Annotated in this window: 11 protein-coding genes; 5 read left to right on the forward strand and 6 right to left on the reverse strand. The window is 72.0% G+C overall.

What is annotated here, in order from left to right:
* The 3 genes from NOD94_RS05595 to NOD94_RS05605 all read right to left on the reverse strand — a co-directional run.
* Nucleotides 1-314: biotin/lipoyl-containing protein (locus tag NOD94_RS05595; RefSeq protein WP_348652317.1), on the reverse strand; the 314-nt coding region annotated here is incomplete at its 3' end.
* 54 nt (nt 315-368) lie between these two features.
* Nucleotides 369-1,757: a dihydrolipoyl dehydrogenase gene (gene lpdA / locus NOD94_RS05600; RefSeq protein ID WP_281204577.1), complete on the reverse strand. Its 1,389-nt coding sequence runs from the start codon at nt 1,755-1,757 to the stop codon at nt 369-371.
* A 308-nt stretch (nt 1,758-2,065) separates the two neighbouring features.
* Entirely contained in the window at nt 2,066-3,595 is a 1,530-nt protein-coding gene (locus NOD94_RS05605; RefSeq protein WP_281204578.1) for a leucyl aminopeptidase, read from the reverse strand.
* A gap of 358 nt (nt 3,596-3,953) precedes the next feature.
* On the opposite strand from NOD94_RS05605, the gene NOD94_RS05610 reads away from it, so the two are divergent.
* The 5 genes from NOD94_RS05610 (at nt 3,954) to NOD94_RS05630 (ending at nt 10,725) form a co-directional block, all read left to right on the forward strand.
* Nucleotides 3,954-5,984, forward strand: a complete 2,031-nt coding sequence (locus tag NOD94_RS05610; protein ID WP_281204579.1) for a hypothetical protein — start codon at nt 3,954-3,956, stop codon at nt 5,982-5,984.
* Between the two features lie 112 nt (nt 5,985-6,096).
* The gene (pelF, locus tag NOD94_RS05615; RefSeq protein ID WP_281204580.1) at nt 6,097-7,611 is read left to right on the forward strand and encodes a GT4 family glycosyltransferase PelF; all 1,515 of its coding nucleotides are present in this window, start codon (nt 6,097-6,099) and stop codon (nt 7,609-7,611) included.
* Nucleotides 7,608-9,209, forward strand: coding sequence for a hypothetical protein (locus NOD94_RS05620; protein WP_281204581.1), 1,602 nt, complete (start codon nt 7,608-7,610; stop codon nt 9,207-9,209). The genes pelF and NOD94_RS05620 overlap by 4 nt, the downstream gene beginning before the upstream one ends.
* A 62-nt stretch (nt 9,210-9,271) precedes the next feature.
* Nucleotides 9,272-9,922, forward strand: a complete 651-nt coding sequence (locus NOD94_RS05625) for a spherulation-specific family 4 protein (RefSeq protein WP_281204661.1) — start codon at nt 9,272-9,274, stop codon at nt 9,920-9,922.
* Nucleotides 9,919-10,725: an endo alpha-1,4 polygalactosaminidase gene (locus NOD94_RS05630; protein WP_281204582.1), complete on the forward strand. Its 807-nt coding sequence runs from the start codon at nt 9,919-9,921 to the stop codon at nt 10,723-10,725. Before NOD94_RS05625 ends, NOD94_RS05630 begins: the two co-directional genes overlap by 4 nt.
* Before the next feature lie 39 nt (nt 10,726-10,764).
* Here the strand turns inward: NOD94_RS05630 and NOD94_RS05635 are convergent, their stop codons facing one another.
* From NOD94_RS05635 to NOD94_RS05645, 3 genes are read right to left on the reverse strand one after another with little or no spacing between them, the layout of a single operon-like run.
* On the reverse strand, nt 10,765-11,991 hold the full coding sequence (locus NOD94_RS05635; RefSeq protein ID WP_281204583.1) for a sensor histidine kinase: 1,227 nt from the start codon (nt 11,989-11,991) through the stop codon (nt 10,765-10,767).
* 31 nt (nt 11,992-12,022) lie between these two features.
* The gene (locus NOD94_RS05640) at nt 12,023-12,688 is read right to left on the reverse strand and encodes a hypothetical protein (RefSeq protein ID WP_281204662.1); all 666 of its coding nucleotides are present in this window, start codon (nt 12,686-12,688) and stop codon (nt 12,023-12,025) included.
* A 53-nt stretch (nt 12,689-12,741) separates the two neighbouring features.
* Nucleotides 12,742-14,625, reverse strand: a complete 1,884-nt coding sequence (locus NOD94_RS05645) for a phosphatidylglycerol lysyltransferase domain-containing protein (protein ID WP_281204584.1) — start codon at nt 14,623-14,625, stop codon at nt 12,742-12,744.
* Between the last annotated feature and the right edge of the window lie 11 nt (nt 14,626-14,636).

The following is a 14,636-nucleotide window of genomic DNA, read 5'->3' on the forward strand; positions in this document are numbered from 1 at the left end:
GGAGCCGGGGTCTCGGCGGCCGGTGCGGCCGGAGCCTCGGCGGCGGCCGGAGCCGCGGCCGGGGCCGCGTCACCGGATCCGTCGTCGATGACGGCCAGCTCGGCGCCGACCTCGACGGTCTCGTCCTCGGCGACCTTGATGGAGGCCAGGATGCCGGAGACGGGCGACGGGATCTCGGTGTCGACCTTGTCGGTCGAGACCTCGAGCAGCGGCTCGTCGGCCTCGACGCGCTCGCCCTCGGCCTTCAGCCAGCGGGTGACAGTGCCCTCGGTGACGCTCTCACCGAGCGCCGGAAGGGTTACGGAAACCGACATGGTTTCAGTTGCTCCTAACGAAAGTGCGGAAGTGGTCGTCGCGCCCGCGAACGATCAGTCGTGTGCGTGAAGCGGCTTGCCGGCCAGGGCCAGGTGGGCCTCGCCGAGCGCTTCGTTCTGGGTCGGGTGGGCGTGGATGAGCTGCGCGACCTCGGCCGGCAGGGCTTCCCAGTTGTAGATCAGCTGGGCTTCGCCGACCTGCTCGCCCATCCGGTCACCGACCATGTGGACGCCGACCACGGCACCGTCCTTGACCTGGACGAGCTTGATCTCGCCCGCGGTCTTCAGGATCTTGCTCTTGCCGTTGCCCGCCAGGTTGTACTTCAGGGCCACGACCTTGTCCGCACCGTAGATCTCCTTGGCCTTGGCCTCGGTGATGCCGACGGACGCGACCTCGGGGTGGCAGTACGTCACGCGCGGGACGCCGTCGTAGTCGATCGGGACGGCCTTCAGGCCGGCCAGACGCTCCGCGACGAGGATGCCCTCCGCGAAGCCGACGTGCGCGAGCTGGAGGGTCGGGACGAGGTCACCGACGGCCGAGATGGTCGGCACGTTGGTCTGCATGTACTCGTCGACCAGGACGTAGCCGCGGTCCATCGCGACGCCCTGCTCCTCGTAGCCCAGGCCCTGCGAGACCGGACCGCGACCGATGGCGACCAGCAGCACCTCGGCCTCGAAGGTCTTGCCGTCGGCGAGCGTGACGCGCACGCCCGACTCCGTGTACTCGGCCTTCTCGAAGAAGGTGCCGAGGTTGAACTTGATGCCGCGCTTGCGGAACGCGCGCTCCAGGATCTTCGAGCTGTTCTCGTCCTCGACCGGGACGAGGTGCTTGAGGCCCTCGATGACGGTGACGTCGGTGCCGAAGGACTTCCACGCCGAGGCGAACTCGACGCCGATGACGCCGCCGCCCAGGATGATCGCGGACTCGGGCACGCGGTCCAGGACCAGCGCGTGGTCCGAGGAGATGATGCGGTTGCCGTCGATGTCGAGACCCGGCAGGGACTTCGGCACGGAGCCGGTCGCCAGGAGCACGTGGCGGCCCTGGATCCGCTGCCCGTTGACGTCGACGGAAGTCGGGGAGGAGAGGCGGCCCTCACCCTCGATGTAGGTCACCTTGCGGGAGGCGACCAGCCCCTGCAGGCCCTTGTACAGGCCGGAGATGACATCGTCCTTGTACTTGTGCACTCCGGCGATGTCGATGCCCTCGAAAGAGGCCTTGACACCGAACTGTCCGGCTTCGCGCGCCTGGTCCGCGATCTCACCGGCGTGCAGCAGAGCCTTCGTGGGGATGCAGCCGTTGTGCAGGCAGGTGCCACCGAGCTTGTTCTTCTCGATCAGCGCAACGTCGAGACCCAGCTGGGATGCGCGGAGAGCCGCGGCGTAACCGCCACTGCCACCGCCGAGGATCACTAGGTCGAAAACGGTGCTGGCGTCGTTCGCCACGTCACGTCCTCCATGCATGTGCGCCGGGCACCGGTCCTCTGTGACCGGGCGGCGGCTGGTAATCGGCCGCTTGTTTCTTCGGCCCTGTGGTGGGGGCCCTGTCCTGCCGAGAACCCATCTTCGCATTTGTCGGGGGAACGCGGGACGCCGGGCCCCCGGGGTGGACCGTCGTTCCGCCCGAAGTAACGGTTACCCATGCGTAGAAAGCTACTGATCCTCGACGTTTCTTCCAGAGCGAACGCGCCTCGGGACCCCGATCGGGGCCCCGAGGCGCGTTCGCTCGTGAAACGCGTTCCGGGGAGCGGACGTCAGCCCAGGTCGCCGGTGGCGGTGCGCTCGGCCAGCCGCACCAGGGTGCGCACGGCGGAGCCGGTGCCGCCCTTGGGGGTGTAGCCGTACGGGGCACCCTCGTGGAAGGCCGGGCCCGCGATGTCGAGGTGGGCCCAGGTGATGCCCTCGCCGACGAACTCCTGGAGGAAGAGACCGGCGACCAGGCCGCCGCCCATCCGGACACCCATGTTCGCGATGTCGGCGGTGGGGGAGTCCATGGTCTTGCGCAGGTCCTCGGGGAGCGGCATCGGCCAGGAGGCCTCGCCGACCTCTTCGGCGATCTCGTGGATCGAGGTGCGGAAGGCGTCGTCGTTCGCCATGATCCCGAAGGTCCGGTCGCCCAGGGCCAGCACCATGGCGCCGGTCAGGGTGGCGACGTCGACGATCGCGTCCGGGTTCTCCTCGGAGGCCTTGGTCAGCGCGTCGCCCAGGACCAGACGGCCCTCGGCGTCCGTGTTGAGGACCTCGACGGTCTTGCCGCTGTACATGCGCAGGACGTCACCGGGCTTGGTGGCGGAGCCGGACGGCATGTTCTCGGCGAGGGCGAGCCAGCCGGTCACGTTGACCTGGAGGCCCAGCTTCGCGGCCGCGACGACGGCGGCGAACACGGCGGCGGCCCCGGCCATGTCGCACTTCATCGTCTCGTTGTGGCCGGCCGGCTTCAGGGAGATGCCGCCCGAGTCGTAGGTGATGCCCTTGCCGACGTAGGCGAGGGTCTTCTCCGCCTTGGGGTGCGTGTAGGTCAGCTTGACCAGGCGCGGCGGGTTCTCGGAGCCCTTGCCGACGCCCATGATGCCGCCGTAGCCACCCTTGACGAGGGCCTTCTCGTCCAGGACCTGGACCTTGATGCCGTTCTCCTTCGCGGTCGCGGAGGCGACCGCGGCGAAGGCCTCGGGGGTGAGGTCGTTCGGCGGGGTGTTGATCAGGTCACGGGCGATGTTGACCTCGGCCGCCACGACGGAGGCGCGCTCGGCCGCGGCCTTGTGCTCCTTGTCGCGCGGCTTGGCGCCCAGCAGGGCCACCTCGGCGAGGGGCTGCTTGGGGCCGCCGTTCTTGGCGCCCTTCTTCTCGCCGCCCTGGTAGGCGGTGAAGGCGTACGCGCCCAGCAGCGCGCCCTCGGCGACGGCGGTGACGGCGGAGGCGTCGTCCAGGGGCAGGGCGAAGGCTGCCTTCTTGGTGCCGTGCAGCGCGCGGGCGGCGGCGCCGGCGGCGCGGCGCAGGGCCTCCTCGTCGAAGGACTCGTCCTGCTCGGGCACGGGGCCCAGGCCGACCGCCAGCACGACCGGGACCTTCAGGCCGGCCGGGGCGGGCAGCTTGGTGGTCTCGCCTTCGGCGCCCGAGGCACCGAGCGCGTCGAGCACGGCGGCGAGCTTTCCGTCGAACGCCTTGTCCACGGCCTCGGCGCCGGCGGCCACGACGGGGCCCTTGGGGCCCTTCGCCACGCCGACCACGAGGGCGTCGGCGCGCAGCGTCGCCGCGCCGGCAGTGCTGAGAGTCAGAGCAGTCACGGTGGTGAAGTCTCGCTTCCGTTTTATGTATGTGGTCGCTGCGGTCACGTCGGGGTCGCCGGCCGCTCCGCAGCGATCGTATTCCGGGCCCGACGGCCGCCGGAAATGAGCCTACGCGTAGGCACTCGTCCGTACGTCACTCGAAGGTTTGGCAAGTTGTTCGATCAAGACGGCATCAGGTTCACCCATCTGTGGCCTCTGTTCCAGGTTTGCCTTTTAGACCTGACGAGGTCCGAGAGACTCGACCCACTCTCGCAAGGGGACGCGGGGTTCCTTTGCATGATTTCCACAGAGCCTCCCCGGCCCGGCCGACCGCCACAAGGCCGTGTCGAGGGACGCCTGCGGGGGGAAGGCCGAAATGGTCAACAAGAACCGGATGAACAGGGTCGCCGCAGCGATGGCGGCAGCGGCCCTGATGTCCGTGGCAGTACCCGTCGCGACCGCCGAGGCGGCCGTGACACCGCGCGTCGACCTGAAGGTGCTGGTCGTCGACGACGGCGGCAGCTCGGTCGAGGCGATCACCGCGGAGCTCCGGGACACCGGAGTGCCGTACACCCGGGTCGACCTGGGCAGCGCGGGCCGCCCGGTCATCAACGCCGCGTTCCTCAGCGACACGGTGGACGGCCGGCCGCGGGCCAAGTACCAGGGGGTCGTGCTCCCGAACGAGAACCCGTTCGGAACCGGCTCGGCCGAGGCGGCCGCGCTCGCCTCGTACGAGACGACGTACGGGATCCGCCAGGTCGACGCCTACACCTGGGCCCACCCGGGCGTGGGCCTGGAGTACACCGACAACGGCGGCTACGGCGGCCGGCTCGACGGCACGCAGGCCGCCGTCACCGCGGCCGGCAAGGCGGGGCCCTTCGGCTACCTCGGCGGTCAGGTCGCCTTCGAGGACAACTCGCCGCTCATCCTGGAGAGCTACGGGTTCATGGGCAAGCCGATGGCCGGCTACACGAGCCTGCTCGACGCCCCCGTCCCCGGCGGCACCGGCCGGGCCTCGCTCGTCGGCGAGTACACCCACGACGGGCGCAGCGAGCTGGTCGTCACCTTCGGCTACAACCAGCACCAGCAGCAGTACCGGTTGCTGGCCCGGGGCATCGTCGAATGGCTGACGCAGGGGGTCCACCTCGGACAGAGCCGCAACTACTTCGCCGTCCACGTCGACGACGTGTTCGCGCCCGACGCCCGCTGGAACAAGGAGCTCAACTGCACGCCCGGCGACTACGCCTGCGCGGGCGGCGAGGGCCAGGAGAGCACGATCCGGATGACCGCCGCCGACGCGCAGTACGCGGCGCAGTGGCAGACGGCCAAGAGCTTCAAGCTGGACATGCTCTTCAACGCGGGCGCCGGCGAGGAGTGGAAGGCGGAGAACGGCGGCGTCGACGCGATGACCGCGCAGCTGGTCGCGGACCGGGCCAAGTACCGCTGGATGAACCACACCTACTCGCACCCGTTCCTCGGCTGCGTGCAGGACGTCACCACCGTGCCGTGGACCTGCACCAAGAACGCCCAGGGCGCCATCAACTGGATGAGCCGGGCCGAGATCTCCGCGCAGATCCGCGACAACAACAACTGGGCGGCGGCCAAGGGCATCACGACCGACCGCACCGAACTCGTCACCGGCGAGCACTCCGGCCTCAAGACCGCCCCGCAGCAGCCCCAGGACAATCCCAACCTGGCCGGCGCGCTCGCGGACAACGGCGTGAAGTGGGCCGGCAGCGACAACTCCCGCGAGCCGGCGCAGCGGGCGGTCGGCGCCGCCCTGACCGTCCCGCGGCACCCGATGAACGTGTACTACAACACGGGCACCAACGCGGAGATGGCCGACGAGTACAACTGGATCTACACCAGCCGGGCCCACGGCGGCAGCGGCGCCTGCGAGGACAACCCGGGCACCTCGACCTGTCTGCCCGCCCCGCTGAACGTCAACACCGGCTACCTGGACTACGTCGTCCCGCAGGAGGCCCGTACCGCGCTGCGGCACGTGCTGGCCAACGACCCGCGGCCGCACTACGTCCACCAGTCCAACCTGGCCGAGGACCGGACCCTCTACCCGGTGGTCAACCGGGTCCTGGACACCTACCGGGCGCTGTACGCGCCGAGCGCCCCGATCGTGAACCAGAGCATGAAGGACACCGGCGTCGAGCTCAGCCGCCGCGCGGCCTGGGACAAGGCCCTGGCCGAGAACAAGGTCACCGCGTACCGCATCGGCAAGGACGTCACCGTCAAGGCGCCCTCCGGCGTCGTCGCCCCGGTGACCGCTCCCAACGGAACGAAGAAGCAGCTCCTGCTCGGCACCGCGGACTTCGGCACCGCGTACGCCGGCACCCGTTCGACCTGGACGGCTCCCGAGCTGCTCCAGTCCGCGGTCACGCTCAAGCTCCTCTGACCGACGGGCCGTCCGTCCGGCCCGAGCAAGCCGCCAACCCGCAACACCCAGCGCCGGCGCACCGCGAACCTCGGGGCGCCGGCCCCTTTTCCGTCCTGGGGGGACACACCGCATGAGCCATGGGCGTCATGTCACCATGCTCACCGAAGGCACCTATCCACACGTTCACGGGGGCGTCAGCACCTGGTGCGACCAACTGGTCCGCGGCATGCCGGAGGTGGACTTCAACGTCATAGCCCTGACGGGCTCCGGACGCGAGCCGGTCACCTGGGAACTGCCGCGCAACGTCTACCGGCACACGGCCGTACCGCTGTGGGGCCCGGTCCCGCCCAGGACCCGACGCTCCACCCTGCGGGGCAGGGCCCACCGCCGTTTCACCGAGACGTACGAGAGCTTCCTGCTCTCCCTGATCGACCCCGCCCACGGCGGGTTCTCCGAGGCCCTGGGCGAGATGGCCGAACTGGCCCGGGCCGGACGGCTCGCGCCGGCCCTGCGCTCCGAATCGGTCCTGCGCCTGCTGATGAACGCGTGGACCCGGCCCGGACTCGTCACCGCCCAGGCCGAGCCCACCATCCACGACGCCCTCACCGCCACCGACCTGCTGGAACACGCGCTGCGCCCGCTGTCCGTGCGGATCCCGCCCGACAGCGTGGCGCACGCCGTCAGCAGCGGCCTCGCGACCCTCCCGGCCCTCGCCGCGAAACGCCTCGACAAGGTGCCGTTCCTGCTCACCGAGCACGGCATCTACCTGCGCGAGCGCTACCTCGGCTACCGCACCGCGGCGCAGCGTTGGCCCGTCAAGGCCCTCATGCTCGGCTTCTACCGAGAGCTGAACACCGAGGGCTACCGGCAGGCCGACCTCATCACCCCGTGCAACCAGTACAACCGCCGCTGGGAGGAACGCGGAGGCGCCGACTCGGAGCGGATCCGCACCGTCTACAACGGGGTCGACCCGCACGCCTTCCCCGAGGCCGGCCCCGAACCCGAGGTGCCCACCCTCAGCTGGTGCGGACGCATCGACCCGATCAAGGACCTCGAAACCCTCATCCGCGCCTACGCGTTCATGCGCGAGGAGATGCCCGCCCTGCGGCTGCGCCTCTTCGGCCCGGTGCCGGCCGGCTGCGAGGAGTACCGGATCCGCCTGGAGAAGCTGGGCGCGGAACTCGGCGTCGGCGACGGCATCACCTACGAGGGCCGCATCGAGCAGGTCGCCAAGGCCTACGCGGCGGGCAGCATCGTGATGCTGTCCAGCATCAGCGAGGGCTTCCCCTTCAGCATCATCGAGGCCATGTCCTGCGGCCGCACCACCGTCTCCACCGACGTCGGGGGAGTGCGCGAGGCCGTCGGCGACACCGGGCTGGTCGTCCCGCCCCGGGAACCGGAGACCATGGCCCGCGCCACCCTCGCGCTGCTGCGCGACGACGAACGGCGCCTCGAACTGGGTCGGATGTCGCGCAAGCGGGTCGTCGAGAAGTTCACCCTCCACCAGTCCGTGGACGGCTTCCGGCACATCTACCGGGAACTCGCCGGCCAGCCCGTCCTGCCCGTCCACGAGGGCGACACCTGGACGCAGCGGCTCGCCGACCCCTGGTACAAGGAACTCGCGGCCGACGGGAGCCTGTGGTGAGCGGATCCCTCTGGCTGAAGCCCCCCGGCCCCGAGGGGGCCCGGGAACCGGCGGGCCACGGCTCCACGGGCGGCCGCCGCGCGCAGCGGCCGCCCGGCTCCGCCGACGGCGGCCTGCCGGCGATCCCCCGGCCCCGACGGGAAGCGCCCGCCGCCGACCCGATGGACGAACTGGCCGAACGCCTCGACCCGTTCATCTCGGCGGCCGTCCACCCCGACGAGATCGCCGCCATCCTCGAATCCGACGGCATGACCGACGAGTACATCCGGCTCACCTACGGCCGGCACGACTCCTTCGGTCTCGCCGAGGAGCTGTACGCCCGCGTGCCGCGCTCCTTCCCGGAACCCGACCGCGTCACCGACCCCTGGAAGGTGTCCCTCACCGCCTGCCTGCTGCGCGGGGTGATCTTCGCGCTGCCCGGCCTGGCCTACCTGCTCGGGGCGCCCCTCCTCGACGGCCCCCAGGACCGGCTCGGCCTGCCCGCCGGCACCCTGACCCTGCTCGCCGGAGCCCTCATCGGCTGGGTCTGGGACCAGACCCTGTCCCACCGGGCCTACTCCTGGCTCGGCCTCGGCGACCGGGCCGCCGCCGGGCGCACCCTCCTCGTCGGAGCGCCCGCCGGGGCCCTGCTCGGCACCGCCGCCGCGCTCGCCGTGCCCGGCGGGCCGCCGTTCTCGTACGCCTTCGCCGCGGGCCAGGCCCTGTACGTCGGGGCCGCGACCGTCCTGCTGGTCCTCGGCCGGGAGCGGGTCCTGCTCGCCGCGCTCGGCCCGATGGCGGCCGGGGCGCTCCTCGCCCTCGTCGTCGACCTGCCGGTCCCGGTGCGGGTCACCCTGCTGGTGGTGTCCCTGCTGGCCGCCTGCACCCTCGCCGTACGGGAACTCCCGCTGGCCGACGGCCTGCGGGCCGCCGGCCGCCGCATCCGGGGCTGGACCGAACACCGACCGGGCGAACGCGGGCCCGTGCGCTGGCAGATGCTGCGCGGCGCCGAGGAGGAGTACACGCGGCGCGGGCCCCGCATCGGGGACTCCGTCCCGTACGGGGTCTTCGGCCTCGGCACCGGCCTGTTGGTGCTGTACGCGGCGCTCGGCGAGGTCCTCGCCGGGGGCCCCGCCGAGGCGGTCGCCGCGCCGTCCGCCGTCGCCCTCACCCTCAGCATGGGCCCCGCCGAATGGCTCCTGCACCGGTTCCGCAGCGGCAGCCTCGCGGGACTGCGCGCGGCCCGCTCGCCCCGCGCCTTCCGGCGCCGGATGCTGACCACGCTGGCCCGGTGCCTCGCCACCTACCTGGCGGTGCTGCTCGTCCTCGGCGTCACCGGGACCCTGCTGTGGCCCGACGCCCCCGGCCTCACCGGGCTCCGCGTCGCGACCCTGCTCCTCCTGGGCGCCGTGATGTGGACCGGGCTGCTCCTGCAGTCCTTCGGGGCGGTCCGCCCCGCCGCCGTGGTCTGCGCCTCGGCGGCCGTCGCCCAGAGCCTGGCCCTGCTGGCGGGCGCCGGACAGCCGAGGTTGGTCCAGGTCGTGGTCGCAGGGACCGCCGCCGCGGCCCTGGCCGTCCTCGTCTGCCTGCTCCTCGGCCGGGCGACGGCCCACCGGTGAGCGCCTCCCGCGATCCCTTCGACTTCGACGCGAAGGGCCGACCGTACGAGAAGAAGGACCCCATGCTCCTGGTGCCCCTGTACGAGCACCCCGCCGACCGTCCCGAGGCCTGGGAGCGGCTGATCCGCTCCGCGGGCCGGCTCCACTCGGTGGTGCTCAACCCCGACAGCGGTCCCGGCGCGGCCAGGGACGAGCGGTTCGCCGCCGTCGCCGAACGCCTCCGCGACGCCGGCGTGGCCGTCCTCGGGTACGCCGACACCGACTACGGTCGGCGCCCGCACGGGGCCGTCGTCCAGGACCTGCTCCGGCACCGGGACTGGTACGCCACCGACGGGGCCTTCCTCGACCAGGCCGCCGCCGGCCCGGAACTCCTGCCCCATTACACGCGGCTGGCCGTCGCCGCCCGGGCGGCCGGCGCCCGTACGCTCGTCCTGAACCACGGAGTCCACCCGCATCCCGGGTACGCCGGGCTCGCCGACCTGCTCGTCACCTTCGAGGGCCCCTGGGACGCCTACCGGGACGCGGCCACCGCCCCGCCCTGGACGGCGGACCACCCGGCGCAGCGCTTCTGCCACCTCGTGTACGCCGTCCCGCGGGACGCGCCCGCCGCCGAACTCGCGGAGCAGCGCCGTGCCGGGGTCCACTGCGCGGTCCCCGGCACGGGCGCGCACCCGTGGGGAACCCTCCCGTACGCCTTGGAGGCGGCCGGATGAAGCGTTTCGCCGCCCTCCTGGTCACGGCGCTGCTCCTGCTCACCGCCTGTACCTCCGGCCGCGACGACGAGGGCCCGGTTCCGGGTCCGGACCAGGCGCCGGGGGAGCGCTGGAAGCCGGTGCCGGGCATCGCCTGGCAGTGGCAGCTCAGCGGCGGGCTCGACACCTCCGTCGACGTGCCGGTCTACGACGTCGACGGGTTCACCACCACCAAGGAGCAGGTCGCCGGGCTCAAGAAGGACGGCCGCCGCACCATCTGCTACCTCTCCACCGGGGCCTGGGAGGACTTCCGGCCCGACGCGGGCGACTTCCCGAAGGCGCTGCTCGGCAAGGGCAACGGCTGGCAGGGCGAACGCTGGCTCGACATCCGCCGGCTCGACGCGCTCGAACCGCTCATGGCCGCCCGCTTCGACATGTGTCGGGACAAGGGCTTCGACGCCGTGGAGCCCGACAACATGGACGGCTACGACAACCCCTCCGGGTTCCCGCTCACGGCCGACGACCAGCTCGCCTACAACCGGCTGATCGCCCGCCTCGCGCACGACCGGGGACTGGCGGTCGGTCTGAAGAACGACCTCGACCAGATCCCGCAGCTGGTCGGCGAGTTCGACTTCGCGGTGAACGAGCAGTGCGCCGAATACCGCGAGTGCGAGCGGTTGACCCCCTTCATCGAGGCGGGCAAGGCCGTGTTCCACGTCGAGTACGAACTCCCCGCGGACCGCTTCTGCGAGCGCTCGCGGCAGCTGAAGCTCAGCTCCCTGGAGAAGAAGTACGAACTGGGAGCCTGGCGCAAGGCCTGCTAGGGCCTGCGGGGCCGGGGGTCGGGGGCCGAGCGGGACCGCTCAGGTCGGGAGGATCGCGTGGACGCGGTAGCCGCCGCTGAAGCGGGGGCCCGCGAAGCAGGAGCCGCCCAGGGCGACCGCCCGTTCGCGCATGCCGAGCAGGCCGTGCCCGCCGTGCGGATCGGAGGGTTCCGGCGACGGGTCCGCCCCGTCGCCCCCGTCGTCCAGCACGGTCACCTCCACCGAGGCGCCGACCCGCACCACGCTGACCTCGGCCCGGGTCCCCGGGCCGGCGTGCTTGCGGACGTTGGTCAGCGCCTCCTGGATCACCCGGTACGCCGCCAGGTCCACGGCAGAGGGCAGCGCGGCCCGCTCCCGCCCCAGTTCCACGAAGACCTCCACCGGCAGGCCGGCGTTGCGGAAGGTGTCCAACAGCTCGTCCAGCACGGCCAGTCCGGGCGCGGGCTCGGTCGGGGCCTCCGGGTCACCGGACTGCCGCAGCAGCCCGACCGTGGCCCGCAGCTCGTTCAGCGCGGAACGGCTGGCCTCCCGTACGTGGGCGAGGGCCTCCTTGGCCTGGTCGGGGCGCCGGTCCATGACGTGCGCCGCGACGCCCGCCTGCACGTTGACCAGGGCGATGTGGTGGGCCACCACGTCGTGGAGGTCCCGGGCGATGCGCAGCCGTTCCTCCGCGACCCGCCGCCGGGCTTCCTCCTCCCGGGTGCGTTCGGCCCGTTCGGCGCGCTCCCGTATCGCGTCGACGAAGGCCCGACGGCTGCGGACCGCGTCGCCGGCCGCAGCCGCCATCCCGGTCCAGGCGAAGACGCCGAGGTTCTCCTGCGCGTACCAGGGCAGCGGGCCTGCCAGCATGGCCAGGCCCGTCAGTCCGGCCATGGTGAGCAGGCCCACCCGCCAGGTCGTGGGCCGGTCGGTGAGCGCCGCCACCGTGTACAGGGCGATCACCGCGCACATCACGACGGGCGCCCGCGGCTCGCCGGTCGTCAGCTCCAGCAGCGACAGCCCGCAGGTGACGGCGAGCACGAGGCGGGGCCGCCTGCGCCGCTCCACCAGGGCCGCCGCGCCGAGCAGCATCAGCAGCAGCGAGAACGGTTCCGGGGCCCGGGTCCCGAAGGTGGGTCCGTGCGGTCCGTGGGGATCGGCGAACGACCCGACGACCATCGCCACGAACGCCCCGACCGCGAGACCGGCGTCGGTGGCCAGCGGATGGGCCCGCAGCCACTGCCGGGTGCGGGCGAACGGCTGCCCGGGGTCTGTGCTCACCCGCATAAGGTACGGGCTGTCGCCCGGCCCGCGTCGGTCAGGCGGTCCGCGGGGGAGGCGGCGGCGGGGGCCGCTGCCCGAGCGGGACGCGGGAGCGGGCGGGCCCCCACTTCGCCCGGACCGCGCACAGCGCCATGACGGCGGCGATGGCCGCCAGGTGCTCCTTGCCCGCCAGGTTGTTCTTGATGATCACCTCGGCGATCATCACGACGACCACCAGGGCGCCGGTGAGGTACGCCCGGTAGCGCCAGCACACGTAGATCGCGAGGCCCACCACGGCCGCGGAGGGCCCGGTGTCGTTGACGATCCGGTCGGACTCCGGCAGGCCGAGGGGGTGGTCGGCGCCCAGCGAGAGCCCGATCCGGGCGTACGTGGTCCCGGCGAGGGTGGCGACGTAGCCGATCAGCAGGGTCCGCCACCAGCCGATGCAGATCTCCGAGATCCCGAAGACCAGCAGGATCTGCGCGAGCGCCCCCCACACGGGCAGGTCCAGCGCCGGCACGAACAGCGAGAGCGGCGTGCGCAGGAGCGCCGGCCACAGGGGATCGGCCGCCTTGACGGAACCGAGGTCCTGGACCGGTTGGAAGCCCCAGGGGGTGTTCTGCACGATCTGGAAGACGGACGTCAGGCACACGGCGCCGATCGTCATCGGGACGGCCCGCCACCCGTCCCGTACGAGCGCGTCCCGGACGGTCCCGAACATGGGACCCCACTCGCGGTGGGCGAAGCGTCGCAGTGGGCCCGTCGTCCGCGCTGTCACCTAATCGTCTCCAGATGTCTGCGGTGCAGCCACTTCGGCAGGCCGGGCGCCTCCAGGAAGCCCTCGGCCCGGCCCGCCGCGATGCCGATCCGCAGCAGGTCGGAACTCTTCTCGAAGAGCATGAACCGCGGTTCCCAGATCGGCCGGTATTTGGCGTTGGCCCGGTAGAGGGACTCGATCTGCCACCAGCGGGAGAAGAAGCTCAGCAACGAGCGCCACATGCGCAGCACCGGACCCGCGCCGAGCCTGGACCCCCGCTCGAAGACGGAACGGAACATCGCGAAGTTCAGCGAGACCTGTGTGACCCCGATCTCCTTGGAGCGTTCCAGGAGTTCGATGACCATGAACTCCATCAGGCCGTTCTCGGAATCACGGTCACGGCGCATCAGATCGAGGGAGAGCCCCTTCGGGCCCCACGGCACGAAGGACAGCACGGCCCGCAGGTCGCCGTTCCCGTCCGTGCACTCCAGCATCACGCACTGGCCGTCGTCCGGGTCGCCCAGCCGGCCCAGTGCCATGGAGAAGCCGCGCTCGGTCGCGCCGTCGCGCCAGTCGTCGGCCCGCTCCAGCAGCACCGCCATCTCGGCGGCCGGGATGTCGGCGTGCCGGCGGATCCGGACGGTGTACCCGGCCCGCTTGACGCGGTTGTAGGCCTGGCGGACCGTGCGCATGGCCCGACCCTCCAGGGTGAACTCGGCGGTCTCGACGATGGCCTCGTCGCCCAGTTCCAGCGCGTCCAGGCCGTGCCGGGCGTAGATCTGCCCGGCCTCCTCGCTCGCGCCCATCACGGCCGGTACCCAGCCGTGCTCGCGGGCCTCCGCCAGCCACGGCTCGATCGCCCCGGGCCAGGCCTCGGGGTCACCGATGGGGTCGCCGGAGGCCAGCGAGACCCCTCCGACGACCCGGTAGGTGACGGCCGCCTTCCCGGTGGGGGACCAGATGACGGACTTCTCGCGGCGCAGCGCGAAGTAGCCGAGGGAGTCCCGGTCGCCCTGCTTGGCGAGCAGCGCCCTCAGCCGGCGCTCGTCCTCGGCGGTGAGCGGGTCGACGGCCCGGCGGGAGCGGAAGGCCGCGAACAGCACGGCGAGCAGCAGCAGCATCGACATCACGTTGATGAAGACGTCGACCCAGCCGGGCGTGGTGATGGCGTTGTAGGCCTTGTCGTCCGGCGCCAGCGTGATCAGCCGCATCACGCCGTACCGCCAGCGGGCCAGGAAGGTCGCGTCGGCCCGGTCGGCGTCGGTGTTGGTCGCGCCGACGAGCAGGGCGGCGATCAGCGAGGTGACGAGCAGGCCGACGGCGCCCACCGCGGTCGCCAGCCGGGGGTTGGAGCGGTCGCCCTTCGCGTAGAACTCGTGGCGGCCCAGCAGGAGGGCGCCGACGAAGGCCGCGGTGAGGGCGAGCGAGACCCAGTTCTGCGCGTGGTCGCGGAACTCCGGGTAGCAGAAGTCGAGTTCACCCCCCGAACAGGGGGCGAAGGCGGCGACGAGGAAGGCCAGCAGCAGCAGTCCGCCGACGACGAGGTTCAGGATCCAGGCGGCCCGCTTGCGGCGGCCCATCGTGACCGCGAGCAGCAGCGAGAAGAGCCCGGAGGCGAAACCCGCGGTGAGCAGGTACGGGGTGTAGAAGTCGGCGGTGTTGTGCCGACGCAGGTCCTGGCCCAGCGACAGCCACACCGCGCTGAGGAAGTTGATGAAGGTGACGGCCCGCAGGTACCAGACCGCGAAGCCCGCGGCGCGCCGCGAACGGGGCGTCCCCCTGCGGGTCTCCGGTTTCCCGGCGGGGTCGCCGCCGGAAATCCTTCTGCCGTCGGCACCCTTGCCGGCCGCCTGATCGAGGCTCCGGTCGGTCTCTGCGCTGGTCAAGCGGACCTCTCCCATGAAAAGCGATG

Origin of the sequence: Streptomyces sp. Isolate_45, from assembly GCF_024721315.2 — a bacterium.
GTDB lineage: Bacteria > Actinomycetota > Actinomycetes > Streptomycetales > Streptomycetaceae > Streptomyces.

What these genes read in the sequence shown, in the direction of transcription:
- NOD94_RS05645 (WP_281204584.1), bottom strand. Translation starts at nt 14,625, where the DNA reads ATGGGAGAGGTCCGCTTGACCAGCGCAGAGACCGACCGGAGCCTCGAT.
- pelF (WP_281204580.1), top strand. Translation starts at nt 6,097, where the DNA reads ATGAGCCATGGGCGTCATGTCACCATGCTCACCGAAGGCACCTATCCA.
- NOD94_RS05635 (WP_281204583.1), bottom strand. Translation starts at nt 11,991, where the DNA reads ATGCGGGTGAGCACAGACCCCGGGCAGCCGTTCGCCCGCACCCGGCAG.
- NOD94_RS05640 (WP_281204662.1), bottom strand. Translation starts at nt 12,688, where the DNA reads ATGTTCGGGACCGTCCGGGACGCGCTCGTACGGGACGGGTGGCGGGCC.
- NOD94_RS05610 (WP_281204579.1), top strand. Translation starts at nt 3,954, where the DNA reads ATGGTCAACAAGAACCGGATGAACAGGGTCGCCGCAGCGATGGCGGCA.
- NOD94_RS05630 (WP_281204582.1), top strand. Translation starts at nt 9,919, where the DNA reads ATGAAGCGTTTCGCCGCCCTCCTGGTCACGGCGCTGCTCCTGCTCACC.
- NOD94_RS05625 (WP_281204661.1), top strand. Translation starts at nt 9,272, where the DNA reads ATGCTCCTGGTGCCCCTGTACGAGCACCCCGCCGACCGTCCCGAGGCC.